The sequence below is a fragment of the Paenibacillus sp. cl123 genome (assembly GCF_900101595.1).
In the GTDB taxonomy this organism is placed as follows: domain Bacteria; phylum Bacillota; class Bacilli; order Paenibacillales; family NBRC-103111; genus Paenibacillus_G.
Map to the genome: position 1 here is coordinate 355,669 of NZ_FMYY01000001.1, position 22,298 is coordinate 377,966.

14 protein-coding genes are annotated in these 22,298 nt (G+C 55.5%); 12 read left to right on the forward strand and 2 right to left on the reverse strand.

Going from position 1 to position 22,298, the window contains the following annotated elements; translation table 11 throughout:
• Positions 1 to 32: 32 nt before the first annotated feature.
• Both BLR08_RS01540 and BLR08_RS01545 read left to right on the forward strand, forming a co-directional pair.
• Positions 33 to 6,812 (forward strand): polysaccharide lyase family 8 super-sandwich domain-containing protein, encoded by a 6,780-nt coding sequence (locus tag BLR08_RS01540; RefSeq protein ID WP_083537056.1) that lies wholly within the window; start codon positions 33 to 35, stop codon positions 6,810 to 6,812.
• Between the two features lie 153 nt (positions 6,813 to 6,965).
• Positions 6,966 to 7,391, forward strand: a complete 426-nt coding sequence (locus BLR08_RS01545; protein WP_072330304.1) for a hypothetical protein — start codon at positions 6,966 to 6,968, stop codon at positions 7,389 to 7,391.
• Positions 7,392 to 7,459: 68 nt separating this feature from the next.
• On the opposite strand, the gene yfbR is transcribed toward BLR08_RS01545, so the two are convergent.
• Entirely contained in the window at positions 7,460 to 8,044 is a 585-nt protein-coding gene (yfbR, locus tag BLR08_RS01550; RefSeq protein WP_072330306.1) for a 5'-deoxynucleotidase, read from the reverse strand.
• A 236-nt stretch (positions 8,045 to 8,280) separates the two neighbouring features.
• On the opposite strand from yfbR, the gene BLR08_RS01555 reads away from it, so the two are divergent.
• The 5 genes from BLR08_RS01555 (at position 8,281) to BLR08_RS01575 (ending at position 14,814) form a co-directional block, all read left to right on the forward strand.
• Positions 8,281 to 9,822, forward strand: coding sequence for a fumarate hydratase (locus BLR08_RS01555; RefSeq protein WP_072330367.1), 1,542 nt, complete (start codon positions 8,281 to 8,283; stop codon positions 9,820 to 9,822).
• Positions 9,823 to 9,862: 40 nt separating this feature from the next.
• Entirely contained in the window at positions 9,863 to 10,837 is a 975-nt protein-coding gene (locus BLR08_RS01560; RefSeq protein ID WP_371117032.1) for a bile acid:sodium symporter family protein, read from the forward strand.
• A 61-nt stretch (positions 10,838 to 10,898) separates the two neighbouring features.
• Positions 10,899 to 12,695, forward strand: a complete 1,797-nt coding sequence (gene pnpS, locus BLR08_RS01565; protein WP_072330310.1) for a two-component system histidine kinase PnpS — start codon at positions 10,899 to 10,901, stop codon at positions 12,693 to 12,695.
• 102 nt (positions 12,696 to 12,797) lie between these two features.
• The gene (locus BLR08_RS01570) at positions 12,798 to 13,517 is read left to right on the forward strand and encodes a response regulator transcription factor (protein WP_072330312.1); all 720 of its coding nucleotides are present in this window, start codon (positions 12,798 to 12,800) and stop codon (positions 13,515 to 13,517) included.
• Positions 13,518 to 13,725: 208 nt separating this feature from the next.
• Positions 13,726 to 14,814 (forward strand): Gfo/Idh/MocA family protein, encoded by a 1,089-nt coding sequence (locus BLR08_RS01575; RefSeq protein ID WP_072330314.1) that lies wholly within the window; start codon positions 13,726 to 13,728, stop codon positions 14,812 to 14,814.
• A gap of 92 nt (positions 14,815 to 14,906) precedes the next feature.
• Here the strand turns inward: BLR08_RS01575 and BLR08_RS01580 are convergent, their stop codons facing one another.
• Positions 14,907 to 16,865: a methyl-accepting chemotaxis protein gene (locus BLR08_RS01580; protein WP_072330316.1), complete on the reverse strand. Its 1,959-nt coding sequence runs from the start codon at positions 16,863 to 16,865 to the stop codon at positions 14,907 to 14,909.
• A 223-nt stretch (positions 16,866 to 17,088) separates the two neighbouring features.
• Between BLR08_RS01580 and BLR08_RS01585 the strand changes: the two genes are divergently transcribed.
• From BLR08_RS01585 to phoU, 5 genes are all read left to right on the forward strand, one after another.
• Positions 17,089 to 18,087: a PstS family phosphate ABC transporter substrate-binding protein gene (locus tag BLR08_RS01585; protein WP_072330318.1), complete on the forward strand. Its 999-nt coding sequence runs from the start codon at positions 17,089 to 17,091 to the stop codon at positions 18,085 to 18,087.
• Positions 18,088 to 18,185: 98 nt separating this feature from the next.
• Complete coding sequence (gene pstC, locus BLR08_RS01590) at positions 18,186 to 19,130, forward strand: phosphate ABC transporter permease subunit PstC (protein WP_256257595.1); 945 nt, start codon at positions 18,186 to 18,188, stop codon at positions 19,128 to 19,130.
• The gene (gene pstA, locus BLR08_RS01595) at positions 19,130 to 19,999 is read left to right on the forward strand and encodes a phosphate ABC transporter permease PstA (RefSeq protein WP_072330320.1); all 870 of its coding nucleotides are present in this window, start codon (positions 19,130 to 19,132) and stop codon (positions 19,997 to 19,999) included. The genes pstC and pstA overlap by 1 nt, the downstream gene beginning before the upstream one ends.
• Before the next feature lie 26 nt (positions 20,000 to 20,025).
• Entirely contained in the window at positions 20,026 to 20,781 is a 756-nt protein-coding gene (pstB, locus tag BLR08_RS01600; RefSeq protein ID WP_072330322.1) for a phosphate ABC transporter ATP-binding protein PstB, read from the forward strand.
• Between the two features lie 23 nt (positions 20,782 to 20,804).
• A complete protein-coding gene (gene phoU / locus BLR08_RS01605; RefSeq protein ID WP_072330324.1) occupies positions 20,805 to 21,464 on the forward strand; it encodes a phosphate signaling complex protein PhoU in 660 nt (219 codons plus the stop codon).
• Positions 21,465 to 22,298: the final 834 nt, after the last annotated feature.

The window sequence follows — 22,298 nt, forward strand, 5'->3', positions numbered from 1 at the left end:
CAGGAGCATAACAGCAGAGAAAGGGGAGGCTTATGACACGTATTGTTCGACAACGCAGTTTGATCATCATGCTTATTTGTACCGTTTGGCTTGCCTCGCTGCCAGCGCTGACCCCGCTGTCCGCAGCGGCCGTCGCTCCGGGGGGAGCGGGGGGCGATGAGTTCGACTTTCTCCGGGAGCGATGGCTTCGTGTGCTTACGGGCGGGGAAGGTCTGCCGAAGGACGACCCCGATCTCGCAGCCCGGCAGGCTGCGGAGGACGACCGTGTGAAGAACGGAACGGCCGGCGTTTGGGATTTGCTGCAGACCGGAGCTTCGCGCGATGCATGCGGCTGTCTTTGGACAGACCTTGCAGACTCGGACAAATCCGGCAGACTGGTCGTGGCGTACGAGCGACTGCGCTTGATGGCATTGGCTTACCGCACGGAGGGGAGCCGGTTTTACGGAAGCGAGGAGTTGAAGCAGACGGTCGCAGAGGCGCTCGACTGGATGTACGAGAACTGGTATAACGAGCGGACGGTTCGCTACGACAACTGGTATCACTGGGAAATGTCGGGACCGCAGCATCTAATGGATACGGTCATTCTGCTGTACGACGAGCTCCCGGCGGAGCGGATTGCGGCTTACATGAAGGCAGTGGCGGCATTCTCGCCCGATCCGAATCTGACCAACGGCAGCCCGGCTACCGGAGCTAACCGTGTGGAGAAGGCCTGGGTCTTTATGCTCCGTGCGATCATTGTCAAGAATGGTTCGGAGCTGGCGTTAGGGCGCGATGCGCTTAGCGACCGGACGGGTACTCCGACCTCGAACAACGGCCTCTACAGTGTGTTCGCTTACACGAAGATGCCTGAAACCGACGGCATGCATACGGATGGCTCCTTCCTCCAGCATGGCCCTCATCCGTATATCGGCAATTACGGAACGACGTTCTTTCAGCTTGTTGCCAATGCGATGTACTTGCTGAGCGGATCGTCATGGGACATTCGCGATCCGGAGGCTGTTCATCTGTACCGATGGATTTACGATTCCTTCGCTCCGACGCTGTACAAGGGCGGACAGATGGATATGTTCCGGGGGCGCCTCATCTCCAACCCTTCGGTACAGAGCCATGTTGCCGGGCACAGAGTCATTCAGGCGGTGCTGCTGACTGCGGAATTTGCCCCCGAGCAGGATGCAGAGGCGTTTCGCCGGCTGGCCAAGGCGTGGCTGCAGGACGATACCTACCGTCCCTTCTCGAGAAATGCGCCGGCGTTCTATGCGCTGCTTGCCAAGAGGCTTCTCGCCGACCAGACCATCGTTCCCCGACGGGACGATACGGTGAACAAGCTGTATACGCAGTCGGATCGCTTCGTGCACCGTCGTCCTTCATTTGCCGTCGGACTGGCGATGTCATCGTCGCGCGTTTACCGCTACGAATCGATTAATGGTAACAATCTGCAAGGCTGGCGAACCGGGGACGGCGTGACCTATCTGTACAACGGAGACCTGGCTCAATACGACGAGGACTATTGGGCAACGGTCGATAAATACCGGCTTCCGGGCATTACCGCCGATGCTCGCAAGCTGAACCCGGCCGCGGGCCAGAGCACCAAGACCCCGCACAATTGGGTGGGAGGCGTATCGGACGGGGAATTCGGAATGGCCGGGATGCAGGTTACGCCTTATGGCACAACATTGACGGCCAAGAAGTCGTGGTTTTTCGGCGACGATGAATTCATAGCGCTTGGCGCAGGCATTACTTCGTCTTCCGCAGAGCGGGCGGAAACGATTGTCGACGCGAGGAAGCTGAGCAATCCATCCCGCCAGCCGCTGACCGTGCAGGGAGCGCAGCAGCCCACGGAGCCTGCAGCCGGAGAGCGATCGCTGCTGGGAACGGGCTGGGCACACCTGAGCGGAGAGGAGACGAATGCCGACATCGGGTATTACTTCCCTGAGCCGGTCGAGCTGGGCACCCTGCGGGAGGAACGTACCGCAACGTGGGGAGACAGCCAGACGGGGGCGGCGACGGAGCCGATTACAAGAGCTTACCAAACGCTGGCGCTGAACCACGGAGTGAAGCCAGCCGGCGCGACCTATCTCTACGCTGTGCTGCCGGGGAAGACGGCCGCCGGGACGGAGCAATATGCCATGAATCCGGATTTCACGGTGCTGGCCAATACGCCTGAGGTGCAGGCAGTGCAGGAAAGGAAGCTGCAGCGGATCGGGGCCAACTTCTGGAACGACCGCGAGGCTACGGTGGAGGCAGACGGACAGCCCTGGCTGACTAGCCGCTCCCAAGCCTCGGTCCTGACCTTCATGAATAACAACGGAGTGGATATCTATGCAGCCGATCCGACCCAGCGGCGGACGACGCCGCTGGAACTGGAGCTGCATCGTCCGGCGTTGGGCATCGCCGCACTGGACCCGGGAGTGACAGTGACTCAGTTGCAGCCGACTGTCCGCCTGTCTATAGATGTCAACGGAGCGAAGGGAGCTTCAAAGCATATCAGGCTGCTGTTCACGGGGGGCGACGACTCGAAGCCGCCGGAGCAGCCTCAGGGACTTCTGGCAATGGCGGCCTCGCGAAGCGAGATAAGGCTGCAGTGGGAGCATGCTGTTGACGATCAGGGCGTCGCAGGATACGAAGTATTCCGTGGAGGCGTCCATGTAGCGACGGTTCATTCCCCGGGTTGGACGGACAGCCGTCTAGCTGCCGATACGGCTTATACGTACACGGTTCGGGCAATCGACACGGCGGGAAGACGTTCGTCCTTCAGTGAGCCGGCGACCGCCCGAACGCTCCAGACAAGCTTTTATCTGATACGGGATTCGTTCGATGGCGCCCTGCCGGGGCAGCCGCCTGCCGGCTATGAGCTGGACACTGCCGGCGGTTCCGTTACGACCGAGGAGGTGCAAGGGCGCGGAAGCGCTGTCCGGCTGGAAGACAACCGGACGGACAAAGCCGTTGTGCTTTCCAAGTCGCTCGGCGTGCAGAGTCGCCCTATCTATATCGGCTTTGACCTCATGCTGCCGACGCGCAGCGATTACCATTCCTGGATACTGAAAGGAGACGGAGGGGCCAACGCAGTGACGCTGGCGACGGCCGGAGGTCAACTTGTATACAAGAATTCGGCTGGCGGCGATGTCGCACTTATGCCTTACGAAGCAAACCGGTGGTACGCCATCGCGATGCTGGCAGATCCGGTTACTGATCGCCTGTCTGTGTATGTGGACGGTGTGCTGCGCGCCAGTGGCGTGCCGTTTCGGACCAATGTGACGACGTTGACCCAGTGGACGGCGGCGACCGGCGTAGCGGGCACGGGCGCCCACTATGTGGATGAGGTGACCGCGTATGCGTGGGCTCCGTTCATCGAGGATGCCTTTGACGCGGAATCTGAAAGAGCCGCCCCGGCGGGATACAAGCTGAAGGGCGGGGACTGGCTGCAGGTTCGGAAAGTGCCGGGACATGACGGGCTCGCCGCTTGGGCTGATGCGGAGGGAGCGGAGGAGCGGGTCACGGCGGTCAAGTCATTTCCCCCGCAGCGGCATATGGTCGGACTGCAGGCCGAGCTGTACTTGACGGAAAAAAGTGAAGGAGCGGCATGGGGGCTAATCGGCGCTTCCGAGCAGGAGGCAGTCACGCTGTCCGTATACGGGGGACGCTTCCAGGTGCATGGAGGGGCGGAGCATCCCGTCGATGCGGGGCCGATCCGCGGCAATGGCTGGCAGACGATTCGCCTTCTGGCCGACATACAGCGGCAAAGCTACGACCTGTTTGTGAACGGGGCGCTTCGCGCGGAAAACATCCCGTTCGTGAACAGCGCCGATGTGCTGGAGGGAGTGCGGTTCACTGCCGGCGGCAAGGAAGGCGGGACGTACGGATTGGACGAGGTGAAGGTATACCCGCTTGTCTATTTGATCGATGATCGGTACGACGAGTTGCCTGCCAGCGCTGCTCCTCCTGCATATACGCTGGATCTGGGAGGGAATACAATCCGGGTGGAGGACACGGATGGAGGCCAGCGCCGCAGCTTGAAATTCACCGATACGACGAACAAGGCGGCCGTCGCTACCAAAACCTTTGCCACCCGAACCGACCCGGTTGTCACCGAATTCGAGATCATGCTGCCCAGTCAAGTGGCGTATCACTCCTGGAATGTAAAGGATGAGGCGGGAACGAATGCCGTCACGGTCATGACGTCGGTTCTTAACGGACGGCATGTGCTGATCTACAAAAATGCCGAGGGCGGCGATACATTCCTGGCGGATTATGAGGTTGGGCGATGGCACCGGTTGAAGCTGATCGCCGATCCGCAGCGTGGAAGGTTTACCGCTTATGTGGACGGCGAACCGAAGGCTGTGGACGTGCCTTTCCGGTATCCTGCATCGACCGTTGGCCGTTTTGCCGCGTCTACGGCCACAGGCGGGTCGGGCGTATTCTACATGGATAATTTGCGCGCCTATCCGCTCGGGGAACGGGAGTCGGAGCTGCCGCTCGTCGAACTTCTCGGCGAGCCGCTGATCGACATGTCGCTGGAGGATTCTTATGCGGAGCCGGGCTACCGGGCGACCAGCGTGTATTACGGTGATGTAACCGACCGCGTTCAGGTAACCGGTAAGGTCGATGCCGGGCGGGAGGGAGGTTATGAGCTGCAGTACACGGCGAGCGATCCCTCCGGCCGAACAGGGCCGCCCTCCTTCCGATTCGTACAGGTGAGACAGCGGATGGGTATTGCCGAGGCGACTGCAAGTTCGTCGTTCGTCAACAACGACGGTATACTGGAGATAAAAGCTCGCGTCTGGCATAAGGAAGGAGCCAAGCTGATCGTGCGGGCAGCGGTCGGAGGCGTGGAGAAGAGCGTTGTTCTGGACCCGCCGCCTACCTCCCCTGCGGGAGAAGCCGTTATCCTGCGCTGGGCGGGCACGGAGCTGCCCGAAGGACGATGGACGGCCGAGGTGACTGCGAGTACGGAGGATGAAAAGGTCGTGACGGCCTCACTCTCTGAGGCGATTATCGTAGACCGGACGGCGCCGAGTGTGGCCCTGACGATGACCCTCCCGGACGGAAGCCGTTACGAGCCTGGAGAGGTCAGCTTGAGCAGCGTTACGGTGACTGCCGATGCCTATGATGCGCACAGCGGCATAGGGGAGATTCAATACCGGTTAAACGAAGCGGACTGGTTCGTTTATGAGCTTCCGGTGCTGATCGAGGAGTCTGGAAGGCATCGGCTGGAATGGCAGGCCGTCGACCGGGCAGGAAACCGAAGTATGCCGGTAGTGGCGGACGTGTATATCAGCAGGCAGGAGCCGGTGATTGTGCTGCTCGGAGACAATCCGCTGACGGTGCCATGGCAGGGCGTGTATGAAGAGCCGGGCTATCGGGCAAGCAGTTTGTATTATGGCGATTTGACCTCGCAAGTTACGGTGACCGGTGATGTATACACGAACCGTCCGGGCGTCTATCGGCTCCTGTATGCAGTGACAGACCCTGGAGGAACGCCGAGCGCCGTCAAGGAGCGGCTGGTGATCGTGAAGAAGAGCGATTATGAAGAGCCGGATGAATCGCATGAACCCGAAGAGACGGGCAACTCGAACCAAGGCGGCAGCGGATCTCAGCATCCGTCCACCGGCATGCCGGATGTTCCGGCAGCAGATGCGCCGGTCCTGCGCGTTCATGGACGGAGCGAACCGTTTCAGGATATGCGCTTGGTCGGCGGAGAGCTGGTCGCTGCAATCCCTGCCTCCGGCGGCGGCTACGAGCTTGAGCTGCCCGAGGCCGTGATTCGCTCTTGGGCGAAGCAGGCAGATACGGTTCGGCTGGAGACAACGTGGAGCAGCATATTGCTGCCTGCGGCCGGGCTGCTTCGGCTGTTAGGCCATGAAAACGGCAAGCTCCTCCTTCAGGTGGAGCAATCGGAGATGCGAAACGAACTGCTCGCCCAGCTCCCGGGTGAGGCGATCGGGAAGCCCCTTGCTGTCAAACTGAGCTGGGTGCCTGAGCGAGGACCGGCCAGGGAACTGTCAGGTCCCGGCTTCCTTGATCTCATTACCATGTCACTGCGGCAGCCTTCTCTGACGGATGCAGCCATTGCCGGACGGAGCGTTGGCGTTGTCCGGTTCGACCCTGCGACGGGCGATATCCGCCCGGTGCCTGCTAATCTGAGACTGAGGGTTGGAGGCGAGGCGGAGATGCTTTTCCGTTCCAACAGCGGGGGCATATATGTGGCTGCAACGAGCTCCGGCGCGAAAGAGTGGAGAGACCTCGCCGGTCATTGGGCAGAGAAGACCGTGCTGGATCTCGGCGGCCAACTGCTGCTGCAGGGTACGAAGGCTGACGCATTCGAGCCCGAACGCCCTGTGAACCGCGCAGAATTTGCGGCGATGCTGGTGAGAGGACTGGGACTGCTAGAGACTGGCGGCAAGAACGAAGCGCTCTGGCCGGATGTGTCTCCGACTTCCTGGTATGCGCATGCAGCTGCGGCAGCGGCAGAGCATAGGCTCATCGAGGGTTATCCAGACGGCACGTTCCGGCCGGATGGAGAGGTGACCCGGCAAGAGGCTGCCGTGATGCTGGAGCGTGCGATGCGCAGCTTGATGCGGCTCCATGAAGAGGCGAACGGCGAATCGAACAAGCTGGGCGAAGACACAGCGGCAAGTAAATATTTCGGAGACGCCGAGGAGATAGCGGAGTTTGCTCGTGAAGCAGTCGCGCGCTTGGCCGAAGCAGGCTGGCTGCAGGGCGACGAGAGCAACCGGTTCAATCCGGCAGATGCTCTATCGCGAGCGGAGGCGGCGACCTTGCTGAAGCGTCTCATCCTTGCCTCATTTCCTTGAATGAATGGATGGGGAGGGAGGCATCGTCCTTCATTTGAAGGAAACGGTCCTGCTTGGTCGTAGAAAACGCGATGCCGTGTGCATTTGCTCACAGGCCGTGCTTTCGATTATACTAGAGTCAAACCTTACATACCTTAGGGAGGCTCTGGCATTATGCTTCAGGTCTTGTTGTATCTTCACGTATTAAGCGCGATTCTGATGGGAATTTATTTGGTGCTGCCTTTTTTAGTGGGCCGCGTGGACAAGCTTCAATCTGGCGCGGCCAAGGTCGGCTTTCTGAACGTTTTGTTTGCGACCAATCGCGTCGGCCAATTTTCCTTGATCCTTGCCTTTCTTACCGGAGGCTACATGGTGAGTAAGGGGGATTATTCGGTCCTCTGGATGGTGTTAGCGGTTGTGCTGTTCCTGGCTCTGGCCGCACTGACGGGCATCATGGGCAAGCGGATGCGTCTGGCCGTCGGCGAGGCGTCGGGCACTTCGGTGGCCGCTCAGCTTGGCTCGATCAAGACGCTGTCGTTGATCAACGGCGTCGTGTTTTTTCTGATCGTGACGATGATGAAGTTTCCGAATCTGTTTTAACCAAGAAGAAAAGCCTGCCGGATTTTTTATACCGGCAGGCTTTTTTTCATTCGCCGCGAGGCGCTGTGCTACAGCTCGTCGACCGTCTTCTCGAAGCTGGGAGCCATATGCTCCAGGAAGTAATTGAGCTCGGGCAAAGCCAGCTCGGCCATGGACTCCTCGATCTGCTTTTTGGCCGTGGCAAATTCACGATTGCCCGCCGACAGCTCGGTTACGCATTTCAGATAAGCATCGAGCAGGTCGGCCGCCTTGAGGTATACCTTGAACGCGGCATCCTGGTCATTTTTCTTCGCATCGATCAACGGATCATAGACCTGCCGCAGAGGCTCGGGGATCATATCCAGCAGCCGTTCTGCGGCAAGCTGCTCGATTTCGCGGAAGTTGGACAAAATTTTCGGGTTATGGTGCTTGACCGGCGTCGGGATGTCCCCGGTGAACACTTCCGTAGCGTCATGGAAAAGCGCCATGCTGACGATCCGGTCGGTCGGCACGCTGCGCTCGAATACCGTATTGGCGATTGTACAAAGCGCATGAGTAAGCATGGCTACATGAAAGGAATGCTCGGCCACGTTCTCCTTCATCACATTGCGCATCAGGCTCCAGCGCTCGATATATCGCAGTCTGTACATATAAGCGAAGAAATGGCTGTTCATGAAGTCATCATCCTTACGTGAGGGTACTTGGCGAAACATGCCGCAGAACGAATTATACACGATTCGGACGTCTCGTGCGTCTGTTTACTTGTAAAACCTCCGTGACAATTTTTGGACCATTTTGTGGACCATGGAATGAAACGCGGTTTCTATCTATGAAAAGGAAGTGCCGGAGCGAGGAGCTCTATGGTATGATAGAATCATATGCCAACCACCGAAAGGAGTCTTTATTCATCATGAAGCAATTTCAAGAAAGTATGTATAAATTGATTGTGGAGACCTCCACCAACCTGCCGGCCGACGTCCGGGAGGCGATCCAGGAAGCAAGGGCCAAGGAGGATGCGGGCACGCGCTCAGCGCTGTCGCTGTCCACCATTGCCGACAATATCCGGATGGCGGAGTGCAACGTTTCTCCGATCTGTCAGGACACAGGCATGCCGACTTTTATCGTTCATACGCCGGTCGGGGCAAACCAGATCGAGATGAAAAAGGCGATTATCGCAGCGGTGGCTCAGGCGACGAAGGACAGCAAGCTGCGGACCAATTCCGTCGACAGCCTGACGGGAGCGAACAGCGGAGACAATATCGGACCGGGAACGCCAGTTATTCATTTTGAGCAGTGGGAACGCGACGAGATCGAAGCGAGCCTGATCTTGAAGGGCGGCGGCTGCGAGAATAAAAACATCCAATATAGCCTTCCTACGGAGCTGGAAGGCCTCGGCAAGGCCGGCCGCGATCTGGACGGCATTCGCAAGTGCATCCTTCACGCCGTCTACCAGGCGCAGGGCCAGGGCTGTAGCGCGGGTTTCATCGGAGTCGGCATCGGAGGAGACCGAACCACGGGCTACGAGCTGGCCAAGCATCAGCTGTTCCGTACCGTAGACGATGTAAACCCGAATGAAGAGCTTCGCAAGCTCGAGGACTATGTGATGGAGAACGCCAACAAGCTCGGCATCGGCACGATGGGCTTCGGCGGTCAAGTTTCGCTGCTCGGCTGCAAGATTGGCGTGATGAATCGGCTGCCGGCCAGCTTCTTCGTGTCCGTAGCCTATAACTGTTGGGCGTTCCGCCGTCAAGGGGTTCGGATCGACGCCGGTACGGGCGAGATTACGGAATGGGTATACCGCAGAGGCAGCGAGCTGCCGATGCAGAAGGACGAGCCGTCTGTGGCTGCAGCGGCAAATGGCGGAGAGCGCCGTGAGATCGTGCTGCAAACGCCGATTTCCGAAGAACAGATCCGATCGCTGCGCGTAGGCGATGTGGTCATCATCAACGGACCGATGTACACGGGCCGCGATGCGCTGCACAAATATTTGATGGACCACGATTCCCCGGTGGATCTGAATGGCGCCGCCATCTACCACTGCGGTCCTGTCATGGCCAAGGACAGCGAAGGCGGCTGGGTCGTGAAGGCAGCCGGACCGACGACGAGCATACGCGAGGAGCCTTATCAGGGCGACATTATCAAGAAGTTCGGCATCCGCGCCGTGATCGGCAAAGGCGGCATGGGAGCCAAGACGCTTAAGGCGCTGCAGGAGCATGGCGGCGTTTATTTGAACGCGATCGGCGGCGCAGCCCAATATTATGCGGAGTGCTTCAAGAAGGTGGAAGGCGTCGATTTCCTGGAATTCGGTATTCCGGAAGCGATGTGGCATCTGCAAACGGAAGGATTCGCGGCGATCGTCACGATGGACTCGCATGGCAACAGCCTGCATGCCGATGTCGAGCAGGACTCGCGTGCGAAGCTGGAGCAGTTCAAGTCTCCGGTTTTCGTCTAAGCGCGGTCAGCGGCCCGATATGAGAGAGAATGGGAACCGATTGAACAGGCTGCTTGAACAATATTTATTTCTGTTGACCCCGGTATCGCTGATACTCGGGTTTCTTTTATCTGGTCAGATGCACACCTGGGTGGATGCGATTCCGTGGCTGTTTGCTTATCTGACCTTCGTGATGGCCTCCGGCTGCAGTCTGAAGCAAATACGAGATGCGCTGAGAATGCCCGGGGCGATGCTGCTGACATTCGGCCTCACCCATGTGCTCGCTCCGGTTATCGCTTACGGAATCGGCAGCTGGATATTCGGAGCCGAGTCGCCGTACGTCATAGGCTTCGTCTTGTTCGCCGTCATTCCGCTCGGCGTGTCGTCCGTAATCTGGGTATCCTTGTCGCAGGGACATGTGCCGTTCACCCTCGCGATGATCGTCATCGACACGGCTCTCAGTCCGTTCGTGATTCCGCTGGCGCTTGAAACGTTGTTCGGTGCCTCCGTCGAGCTCGACCATGCGGGCATGCTGGCCGACCTGCTGAAGATCGTGGTCGCCCCGACGCTGATCGGGGTGGCTGTGAACGAGCTGTCCCGCGGCCGGTTCAAAGCTTGGTCGGCTCCGGTATGCGGTCCGACCTCCAAAGTTGCCCTGTGTACAGTCATTATGATCAATGCGGCCGCTATCGCCCCTTACGTCGTGGAGCTGAAGCGGGATATGGTCGTCGTTGTGCCGCTTGTCGTGCTGCTTGTTATCCTCTGTTACCTGATCGGCTTCGCAGGATCGGTATGGCTGCGCAGGCCGGAGTTGATGATCGCGATCACGTTCAGCTCAGGCATGCGCAATATTTCGCTCGGGCTTGTGCTGGCGCTCACCTATTTCAATCCGCTGACGGCCGTGCCCGTTGTGCTGGCGATCCTGATTCAGCAGCCTTTCGCTACGCTGAACCATACGTTTATGAAGGCGTTTATGCGTACGAATCTTTACAAAAAAATAACTGGTATTCCTCCAGGCGAACAGGTACGATATTGAGTAAAATTCGTTTCTTGCTGAACCGCTAAGCAGGTTAACCGGCTGGAGGGACCTTTACACGATGAACATGTTTCGTGCGCGGCTTACGCTTACCTTTATGGCCTTGATCGGGGCTTCGGTGCTGGCCGTCGGTATTTTTATGGGCAGCATGCTGAGGAACTCCTATATGGATTCGCTGAAGCTGAACATGGAACGAGAGCTTCGGATTATTATGACGACGGTCAATATGCAGCAGACCGGCACGGAAGAGGAGAAGCAGCGGTATTATACGGAGCAGGCTCAGCTGCTGGAGAAGTCGGCGGATGCGAGGGTGACGTTCCTGCAGGCCGACGGCAAGGTGCTTGGGGACTCCGACCGCCGCGCTTCCGAGCTTGGGTCCCATGCCGACCGGGAAGAGATTGTCGAAGCGGCGGCGGGCGGAATTGGCTATGCGACCCGTTACAGCGATTCCGTAGGCCGGAATCTGCTGTATGTGGCGCTGCTTGTTACGCCTGTCGGGGGGACGGTCGGATTTTTGCGGCTGTCCATGAGCCTCACCGAGATCGAAAATGCCATCCGCAACGTATGGCTGGTTCTGCTTGGCGGGCTGGCCGCCGTCTTCGCTCTCGCGGCGCTGATCAGCTACAGGGTAGCCTTTAATGTCACCCGGCCGATCGAGCTGATCACAAGCGTGGCGCAGCAAATCACGGATATGAATTATAAATACCGGGTAACGGTCGGCAAAAAAGATGAAATCGGCCAGCTTGGCAATGCCATTAACCGGATGGCCGACAGTCTGCAGCTCCAGATGGAACGTATTCTGGAGGACGAGAGCCGGCTGAAAAGCGTGCTGGAAAATATGATCAGCGGCGTCGTCATGGTAGATCGTGAAGGCAGAATTGTGCTGCTGAACCGGTCGGCCGAGGAAATTCTCGGCTTCTCATCCCAGGAGCTGCTCGGCAAGCGGTTCGACCAGGCCAAGCAGCAATACGAATTTACCCAGCTGATCCAGGAATGCATCGAGTCCAGAGAGCACATCCGGGACGAGGTTGTCTTTTACTTTCCATCCGAGCGCATTCTGGAGATCAATTTGAATCCTATCTCGCAGCAGGGACAGGACTGGTCGGGGCTGCTTATCGTGCTGCACGACATTACGGCTGTCAGAAGGCTGGAGCGGATGAGAAGCGAGTTCGTGGCCAATGTGTCGCATGAGCTGAAGACGCCGATCGCCGCGGTCAAAGGCTTCGCCGAAACCTTGCTGGCCGGGGCGTTGAACGATAAGGAGACGGCCAGGTCGTTCCTGCAAATTATTTTCGATGAAAGCGAGCGGTTGAACAGGCTGATCGGAGATATTCTGGAGCTTTCCAAAATCGAGTCGAAGCGGATTCCGCTGCAGTTCTCGCCGATCCACCTCGAATCCTTCGTAAGTAACTGTCTGAGCGTGCTGCACGCACAGGCGTCATCCAAGTCCATCACGATGAGCATGGAGGTGCCGTCCGATCTTTATATGGAGGCGGATGAGGACCGGCTGAGGCAGATTCTCATCAATCTGTTGTCCAATGGGATCGGCTACACGCCTGAGGGCGGCCAGGTCAGCGTCACAGTGCAGCATGTTCCGAGCGCGACGGGGCTTGCTGAAGCGGATCAAGTCAGATTTATAATCAGCGATACCGGGATCGGCATTCCGAAGAAAGACATTCCGCGTATTTTCGAACGCTTTTATCGGGTGGACAAAGCCCGTTCCCGCGTTTCCGGAGGCACCGGCCTGGGGCTTTCCATCGTCAAGCATCTGATCGATCTGCACAAGGGGTCTATCCAGGTAGAAAGCGAGATAGGAGTCGGCACGACATTTAAGATCGATATGCCGCTGATTCATTAGACGCCTCAGGAGACGGCAGCATGCGGATTAATCGTTTGTCAATCATCACATGCTATGATAAGCTTGAACTATAGAATTTGGATTCGGGGTCGGGGGATACGCATGCCGCAGAAGATATTAGTGATTGAGGACGAACCTACGTTAGCGCGCCTATTAACTTATAACCTGTCGCAGGAAGGCTATGAGATTAAGGTTGCCGATCACGGCGGGGACGGCTTGCAGGCAGCGCTGCAACAACCGTTCGATCTGATTGTACTGGATATCATGCTTCCAGGCATGAACGGATTTGAGATATTGTCCAAGCTGAGACAGAAAGGCAATAAGACGCCGGTCATCATTTTGACCGCCCGCAATGCGGAGGAGGAAGTGGTCCAGGGGCTGAAGTACGGGGCCGATGATTATATCACCAAGCCCTTCGGCGTAGCCGAGCTGCTGGCCCGCGTATCGGCGGTGCTGCGGCGCACGATGTCAGGGGATGGACTCCAGGAGAAGGCTGCGAACGGCGAGAAAGTCATTACAGCCGGAGACCTGCATATTTATCCGGAGAAATACGAGGTTGTGCTCGGCGGAGAGTCGATCCCGCTGCGGCCGAAGGAATTTGAAGTGCTGCTTTACCTCGTTCAGCGGCCGGGAGTCGTTATTACGCGGGATGATCTGATGAACATTGTGTGGGGATTTGATTATATCGGCGGTCAACGGACCGTAGATGTGCACGTCAGTTCTCTGCGCAAGAAGCTGGAGATGAACCAGCAGTCGGTGCAGATCGAATCGATTCGCGGCGTTGGCTACAAGCTGGTCACCTCACCGGTGAAAAAAGCTTAGGCGTTTCATGCAAAAGGTAACACAGGCATATGACGAAGGGCTCCCTTGGCTGCCGAGGGGCCCTTACTTTTTTTTGCAGAAGACACAATCGGATGCAAAGAAAGCCAAATCAGGCATATCTTTTCCCTGTGCATTGTCTATACTAAACGTATTGCGCTGCAACTTGGTGCGGCGGATGATTCGTTTATGTGCAGAGGAGGAGCAAGGAATGTCTAAGGAATTCAGAATCGGAATTATCGGGTGCGGAGGAATTGCGTTCGGCAAACATATGCCGGCCTTGAACAATCAACCGAATGCCCGGATGGTCGCGTTTTGCGATATTGTAGAAGAACGCGCCCGGGATGCGGCAGAGAAGTTTGGAGCCGAAGGCGCCCAAGTATACACGGATTACAGAGAACTGCTCAAAGACTCAAGTCTGGATGTCGTACATATATGCACGCCCAACGACTCCCATGCGGAGATCACGATCGCATCCCTGGAGTCGGACAAGCATGTGATGTGCGAGAAGCCGATGGCGAAGACGGCGGCTGACGCCAGAAAAATGGTGGATGCGGCCAAGCGGACCGGCAAAAAGCTGACGATCGGCTATCAGAACCGGTTTCGGCCGGACAGCCAGTATTTGAAGCAAATATGCCAGGATGGCGAGCTGGGCGAAGTTTATTATGCGAAGGCTCATGCGATCCGGCGCCGCGCAGTTCCGACATGGGGCGTATTTCTGGACGAGGAGAAGCAGGGCGGAGGACCGCTGATCGATATCGGGACCCATGCGCTCGACCTGACGCTGTGGATGATGGACAATTACAAGCCGAAGGCCGTACTGGGTACTGCTTTTCACAAGCTGTCCCAGCGGGAGAATGCAGCCAACGCCTGGGGACCATGGGACCCTAAGCAGTTCACCGTAGAGGACTCGGCGTTCGGTATGATCACAATGGAGAACGGCGCGACGATCGTACTGGAGTCCAGCTGGGCGCTTAACCTGCTGCAGACCGGCGAAGCGAAGACGACGCTGTGCGGCACGGAAGGAGGCGCAGATATGTGGGACGGACTGCGCATCAACGGCGAGAAGCACAGCCGGCTGTTTGCGAACGAAATTCAGCTCAGCGCCAAAGGCGTTGACTTCTACGACGGCTCGAAGGAAAGCCCTGCGGACCTGGAGGCCAAACTGTGGCTGAAAGCGATCGAAGACGACACCGACCCCGTCGTGACGCCTGAACAAGCCTGCGTGGTGTCTGAAATTTTGGAGGCGATCTACGAATCGTCACGGACCGGCAAAGCCGTTTATTTCAACGAAAATTAAGCACAACAGCCAAGCAAGTACCAGCAGCTCCGGACCTCCGCGGCGGCTGGTACTTTGTTTTTTCAAGCACCGGACACAAAGACACAGAGGTTTTACACGGGAAGCAGTTTCTTGTCTTGCGCTTCCTCCTGTTCTTGCTTGACTGGCTCATCCTGTCCTTGCTGGGTTGCATCCTCCTGAGACGGTTTCCCGCTCTCGGACTCACCTGTTGTTGGCCCCACGTTATCACGTTCCTCTATGCTTGGTTCATCTTGGACCGGTTGCTTCCTATCGTTTTCTCCCTGAACATGTCTATGGTCAGAGTCTGTCGGCTCTTCTTGTCCGATCTTGAATTGATTGATTTCCTCAAATAGCCGCTGAGCCAGCATCATCATATCATCCGATTCCTGCGCGATGCGATGAATCGCGGCGTCTTGGCGGAGCGACGAGGCATTTACTTCCTCCACGCCGGCCGCCGTCTCCTGTGCGATGGCCGCGACATGCTGAACGGAGCGGACCAGCTCATGGTTTTTGCCTTCGGCGGCTTCGATACGCTTGTGGATCAAGCCGATATGTCCGGCCAACTCTTCCATCGATAAGCGGATATCTTGGAAAGCGGCGGAGCTCAGCGCCATCTTGCTGTTTTGAGCTTCCAGCGACTGTCTGGCCTCCCCTAGGCTGGCTTCAAGCTCTTGAATTTGCCGGGTCAGCGTTTTGACGATCGTTCCGACCTGCTTGGAGGAGTCATTTGTCAGACTCGACAGCAGCCGCACTTCTTCCGCGATAACCGAAAATCCTCTGCCGTGTACGCCCGCGCGTGCAGCTTCGATAGCGGCGTTCAAGGCAAGCACATTGGTTTGTGACGATATATCCGTAATCGTACTGACGATTTGGCCGATCCGGGCCGAGCTTGCCGTCAACGTATCCATAGCGGTAAACACTTGCTGCAGCACCGCCTCCGAATGCCTGGCAGATGTCTGAAGTCCTTCCATGGATTCGGTGCCCGTGTACGTATTGAAGGCTGCCTCGCGGCTCTTGCGCTGAACCTCGTTCGTCAGGCTGGCCATATCCCGGATCTGGGCGGCCAACTCGGAGATCGTCGCTGAGCTGGACTCCGAATGCCTTGCCTGCTGCTCGGTTCCTGCGGAAATTTCCTCGATCGCTCGTACGATGTCGCGATTAACCGCCGCCGTAGATCCCGAGAACTCGCGGAAGGTTTCGGATTGGACAGATAACGTGGAGGCTATCCGCTTCGTATTGGCGAGCATCGAGCGCACCTGCTCCACCATATGATCGAAGTCCCGGCTCAGCATACCGAGTTCATCCCGGGAATTTTGATTGATGGTTTCGCTTAAGTCTCCTTGGGCGATGCGTTTGACTGCTTCTTGCAGCCGCCTGACAGGTCTGACGAATGAGCGGATTAATAAGGCCGCCACGGTCACATTGACGAGCACTACCGCCGATAGCGAGAGGAGCGATGCATGTAAGGAAGAGTCTACATAAGCGTTGGAGCCGGCGATTGCCGCTTGAACATCCTGGGCGTAAGCCTGATTGAATTGATCGACAAGTTCGAAGATATATTCTTTATGTACTTGCGAAAGTTCGTGCAGCTTGGCCAACTGGCTGTTCATCTCGGCAGGCATCAAGCTTTTATTGCGGACGATGTCTACGGCGGAGCCGAAAGTGGCCGTATATTCGGTTGAGGTATTTTTCAGCTTGGCGCTCCACTTGCGCTGATCCGCATTGGAGGCCGTATCGGCAATTTGTTCGACCAGCGTATAAAATTCCTTCTGACTATCCTCGAATTTGCCAATCAGCGCCTCATCCTTCGAGATGAGGAACCCCGACTTGATCGCATCGATTTCATTTGTTTTTATTTTAAGCTCCAAAGCCAGCTGCTGCTTGCTCATCTCGCGGTTCTGATGCAGAACCTGATTATGTATGCCGTTCACCTGATTTCTATGATAGACGGACACGCTGGCGAAAATGGCAAGTAATACGGCAAAGCTTAGCAGCAGCTTGGCCTGCAGCGTCAATTGCAGCTTGGACAGAGGCTTGGGTCTAATAGACATGTGAATTCCTCCTAATAATGAGTTGTTGGTTGGATAATAGGAATACAGGACCATTGTACGATTGCATAATTAAGTCTAAATACACATTGTGTTAACGCTTTGTAAATGTTTGTGGACTTTCGAATTTCAACATTTTTAACATTGCGTTAACAAAGGAACGAATTAGCGAAAACATTAGAGCTGTAACATTGCCCTTGTGAGCAAATACACAAACACTTAAGGAGTGGTCAAGTTGTTTAAGAAAAGTACGTTGGCAGTAACCGCAACAGTTTTGGCATTATCTCTGGCAGCATGTGGAACCAAACCGGAAACGACTACGCAAGGCGGTGGCACTACTCCTGCACCAGCTCCTTCTAAAGAAACACCTGCAGCCTCCAACCTGAAGGGTGAAATTAAAATTGACGGTTCCTCTACGGTATTCCCGATTTCTCAGGCGGTAGCCGAGGAATTCATGAAAAAACATAAAGACGTTAAAATTACAGTCGGCGAGTCCGGCTCAGGGAATGGAGCCAAAAAGCTGATTGCCGGCGAGATCGATATTGCCGACATGTCCCGGAAGTTCAAAAAGGAAGAGCTTGAAGAGATCAAGACAAAGCAAAATACGGAAGCGGTAGAGATGCCTGTAGCTCTCGACGGCGTAACCGTGGTCGTCAACAAGAAAAACACATTTGCCAAAGAAATGACTGTGGAAGAATTGAAGAAGATTTGGAGCAAGGACAGCACGATCAAGAAATGGAACGAGGTTCGTCCCGAGTGGCCGGACAAAGAGATCAAGCTGTACGGCCCGGGCACGGCTTCCGGTACCTTCGAATTTTTCACGGAAGCGATCAATGGCAAAGCGAAAGAATCGCGTTCCGACTACACGGCTTCCGAGGATGACAACGTACTCGTTAAAGGTGTTGCCGGCGACGAGTTCTCCATGGGATACTTCGGCTTCTCCTACTATAAAGAGAACGAAGCCAAGCTGAATGCCGTAGCTATCAAAAAGGATGCCAATTCGCCAGCCGTACTGCCAAGCCATGATACGATCGAGAAGATGACTTATGCGCCGCTGTCCCGTTACATTTTCATCTACCCTTCGAAAAAAGCTTTGGAGCAGCCGCATATCAAGGAATTCATCAAATACTATAACAGCGCTGACGGTGCCGCTTTGGTAGAAGCAGTCAAATATATTAAGCTTCCGCAAGATATCGTGAACAAAAACCTGGAACTTGTGAAGTAATTATCGAATTGTTGGTATCTGGCCGCGCGCTCACCGGATCAGGTTATGTGGGCGTCGCGGCTTTTACACTATCATTTGCTTTAAGCGGGGGAATGGGTATGGAGAAAATGGCAGGCAGATTAGCCGCAGCTGTGCCAGAAACAAAGGTTAATTACAAAAGAAAAAAAAGCATCATATCCTCTGATGTTCTGATTCCGAAAATACTGGCGTTTTTTGCCGTTATCTCGATTCTTACTACCGTAGGCATCGTCTTTATACTGGTTTTTGAGTCGGTAGGATTTTTCCGGGAGGTTGCTTTCTGGGATTTCATAACGGGCCTCAAATGGACACCGCTGTTCGAGCCTGCTGAATATGGCGTAGTTCCGCTTATCACCGGCACGCTGCTGATTACGGTAATAGCGAGCATTGTCGCTATTCCGATCGGACTGGGCAGCGCCATCTATCTAAGCGAATATGCTCCTGCCAAGGTACGCAATATCATCAAGCCGATTTTGGAAATTTTGGCCGGTATTCCAACGATTGTATACGGCTTCTTTGCTCTGACATTTGTCACTCCTGTACTCCGGTTTATTATTCCGCAGACCGAAATTTTTAACGCGCTCAGCGCTGGTATTGTCGTAGGAATTATGATTATTCCGATTATTTCTTCGTTAAGCGAGGATGCGATGGTGGCGGTTCCCGCCTCGCTGCGTAATGGCGCTTATGCGCTCGGGGCAACCAAACTGGAGGTCGCCATCAAGATCGTGGTGCCTGCCGCATTGTCCGGTATCGTATCGTCCTTCGTCCTGGGGCTGTCCCGAGCAATTGGCGAAACGATGATCGTTACCTTGGCCGCGGGCAATATGGCTGTTCTTGCCTATAATCCGCTGCAAAGCCTGCAAACCTTAACCGCCTATATCGTCTCGGTGAGCTCCGGGGATACGCGCTACGGGTCCACGGAATACTTAACCATTTACGCGGTAGGGATGACCTTGTTCGTCCTAACGCTGATCATGAATATTCTGGCAAGCTATATCTCGAAAAAGTTCAGGGAGGAATACTGATGGAGAGTCAGGAGACGCTGCTACACATCAACCGCCGCAAGCGGAAAAATAAGCTCTACCATCGGCTGTATTTGGCCTCGACCTGCTTTGGCGTGCTAGCGCTTGCCTTGCTGCTGATACAAGTCCTTATCCAAGGGGCCGGCTGGCTGGATTGGGATTTTCTAACCAACTATTCTTCGCGGCTGCCGGAACGGGCCGGTATTTTGGCCGCCTTCGTCGGGACGCTTTGGCTTATGGCCATCACGGCGCCGCTGACCTTTATTATCGGAGTTGCCACGGCAATCTACTTGGAGGAGTATGCCAAGGATACCCGCTTCAGCCGGATTGTCCAAACGAATATTGCGAACCTGGCGGGTGTGCCGTCCATTGTGTACGGACTGCTTGGACTGACTATTTTTGTACGCATGCTCCATCTGGAGCGCAGTATCTTATCCGGTGCGCTTACCATGACCCTGCTGGTGCTGCCTATCATCATCGTATCGTCCCAGGAGGCAATCAAAACCGTACCGCAATCGCTTCGCAATGCGTCATTCGCCCTCGGAGCGAACCGTTGGCAGACGATTGTCCGCGTCGTGCTTCCGTCGTCTTTGCCCGGCATTTTGACAGGTTCCATACTGTCCATGTCCAGAGCTATTGGCGAAACCGCTCCGCTGATCGTAGTTGGCGCCGTCGCCTATGTAGCGTTTCTGCCGCATTCGCCGCTTGATACGTTTACGGTCATGCCGATTCAGATTTTTAACTGGGCGAGCCAGCCGCAAGCGGAATTTCAGAATGTCGCGGCCGCAGGTATTATCTTACTCCTCATTATGCTGCTGAGCATGAACGCTTTCGCTATCTATCTGCGCAACAAATATCAGAAAAAGCACTAGAAGACGGGTCAGGGGGAACAAAGGATATGTCAACGATTGTCGATATCAAGCAGCTTGAGCTGTACTATTCCGAATTCCATGCGCTTAAGAAAGTCAATATGAACATTTCGGAGAATTCCGTCACCGCCTTTATCGGTCCGTCCGGCTGCGGCAAATCCACTTTGCTGCGGACGCTAAATAGAATGAACGATATGATCAAGGGAATCCGAATCGAAGGCCAAGTTAATGTGGACGGGCAAAATATATACGACCCGGACGTCAACGTCGAGCTGCTGCGAAAAAATATCGGAATGGTGTTTCAGCAGCCCAATCCATTCCCAAAATCGATCTACGATAACATTGCTTATGGGCCTAGAATACATGGCATCAAAGATAAAGAACAGCTCGATCATATCGTAGAATCCAGCCTGAAGGCCTCCGCCTTGTGGACGGAAGTTAGCGGCAATCTGAAGAAGTCGGCTTACGGCTTGTCTGGCGGTCAACAGCAGCGATTATGCATCGCGCGGGCCTTGGCCGTTAATCCGCGAATTCTGCTGATGGATGAGCCGACCTCGGCGCTTGATCCTATTTCTACCTTGAAAATAGAGGAATTGATCCGGGAGCTTCGCGACAAGTACACCATCGTTATTGTTACTCATAACATGCAGCAGGCCGCGCGTATCTCGGACTTCACCTCCTTCTTCCTGAATGGAGAAGTCATCGAGTCCGACCAGACGGAGAAGATTTTCACCACACCGACGGATCAACGTACGGAGGATTATATTACAGGACGCTTCGGATAAGAATACAGGGGGAGAATGCCAGAATGGATACAAGATCGAATTTTCATTCCGCGGTGGAAAGTCTGCAAAACGAACTGCTTCACATGGGAAGCCTGGTCGAACAAAGTATTGAAGGCGCGGTGGAGGCGCTTGACAAGCGGGATGAAGCTCTAGCCAAGCTCGTTATTGACCGAGATGATCAGATCGATGACCTGCTGCTCGTAATTGAAGAAAATTGCTTGAGACTTATCGCTCTTCAGCAGCCGATGGCCAGCGACCTCCGTATTATCGGAACAGCTATCAAAATCGCCATTGATTTGGAGCGGATCGGCGATCATGCGGTCGACATCGCCAAAATAGCCCGCCGCCTGGCGGGAAAAACACCGGTTAAACCCCTGGAGATCATTCCAAACATGGCGGTGCTGGTCAAAGAAATGCTCAGTGAAAGTTTATTGTCCTACACAGAACGCAACATTCACCGCGCTGCCTGCCTGGCCGAACGCGACGATGAGGTCGATAAGTTGTACAGCGCTGTCGTCGACGAAATCAACGGCTTGATGAACGTCGATCTGTCCCGCAACAGGGAACTATCCCAGCTCATGCTGGCAGCCTTATATTTGGAGAGAGTCGCTGATCACACAACCAACATCGGCGAAAGCGTTATTTATATGGTGACAGGCAAGCGCAAAGATTTAAACTTATAACGGATTTGATCGCTTTATACTTTAAACGGCAGTCTGTGTGAGCCCGCTCTTCGGAAATTTCCGGAGAGCTTTTATTCGTCACGGTATAGGGAGAGGGACTGAGGAAGCGTTGGGCGGCTGGAACAATGAACTGATGAAGCGCGTGGACCGACGGACCCCGATAGACCGACGGACCAAAGGACCAACAGACCAACAGACCAACAGACCAACAGACCAACAGACCAACAGACTGACAGACTGACAGACCGACAGACCGACAGACCGACAAACCGACAGACCGACAGACCGACAGACCGACAGACCGACAGACCGACAGACCGACAGACCGACAGATCGACGGACCGACAGATCGACGGACCGACAGATCGACGGACCAACAGACCGACGGACGGATGAAGCGCTGGACCGTAAATTGGGAAAAATAGCAGGTTGGTTACCGTGATTTTAAGAGGCGGAGGGGTGGGGGGCATGCTAGTATGCGAACGTTTTTGGGGATTATCCCGGTCGCTCAGGAGGCAGTAATCCTTCATACAGCCTGAACTGCTTGTCAACAAACTGGAGACTACTTAACTCACTTAGGTCGCAGGAAACGGAAATGGGAACATAATGATAAAAACCTTACAAAGGCTACACGGCAGATTCGCGGAACAGAACCGAAGAGCAGAGCCGAGGAGCAGAACCGAGGAGCAGAACCGAAAAGGAGGACTTTCGAGTAGCACCGAAGAACAGGCTTGAAGAACAGAACCCCAAGGCAGAACCCCAAGGCAGAACCCCAAGGCAGAACCCCAAGGCAGAACCCCAAGGCAGAACCCCAAGGCAGAACCCCAAGGCAGA

What these genes read in the sequence shown, in the direction of transcription:
- BLR08_RS01540 (WP_083537056.1), top strand. Translation starts at nt 33, where the DNA reads ATGACACGTATTGTTCGACAACGCAGTTTGATCATCATGCTTATTTGT.
- BLR08_RS01545 (WP_072330304.1), top strand. Translation starts at nt 6,966, where the DNA reads ATGCTTCAGGTCTTGTTGTATCTTCACGTATTAAGCGCGATTCTGATG.
- yfbR (WP_072330306.1), bottom strand. Translation starts at nt 8,044, where the DNA reads ATGAACAGCCATTTCTTCGCTTATATGTACAGACTGCGATATATCGAG.
- BLR08_RS01555 (WP_072330367.1), top strand. Translation starts at nt 8,281, where the DNA reads ATGAAGCAATTTCAAGAAAGTATGTATAAATTGATTGTGGAGACCTCC.
- pnpS (WP_072330310.1), top strand. Translation starts at nt 10,899, where the DNA reads ATGAACATGTTTCGTGCGCGGCTTACGCTTACCTTTATGGCCTTGATC.
- BLR08_RS01570 (WP_072330312.1), top strand. Translation starts at nt 12,798, where the DNA reads ATGCCGCAGAAGATATTAGTGATTGAGGACGAACCTACGTTAGCGCGC.
- BLR08_RS01575 (WP_072330314.1), top strand. Translation starts at nt 13,726, where the DNA reads ATGTCTAAGGAATTCAGAATCGGAATTATCGGGTGCGGAGGAATTGCG.
- BLR08_RS01580 (WP_072330316.1), bottom strand. Translation starts at nt 16,865, where the DNA reads ATGTCTATTAGACCCAAGCCTCTGTCCAAGCTGCAATTGACGCTGCAG.
- pstC (WP_256257595.1), top strand. Translation starts at nt 18,186, where the DNA reads ATGGAGAAAATGGCAGGCAGATTAGCCGCAGCTGTGCCAGAAACAAAG.
- pstA (WP_072330320.1), top strand. Translation starts at nt 19,130, where the DNA reads ATGGAGAGTCAGGAGACGCTGCTACACATCAACCGCCGCAAGCGGAAA.
- pstB (WP_072330322.1), top strand. Translation starts at nt 20,026, where the DNA reads ATGTCAACGATTGTCGATATCAAGCAGCTTGAGCTGTACTATTCCGAA.
- phoU (WP_072330324.1), top strand. Translation starts at nt 20,805, where the DNA reads ATGGATACAAGATCGAATTTTCATTCCGCGGTGGAAAGTCTGCAAAAC.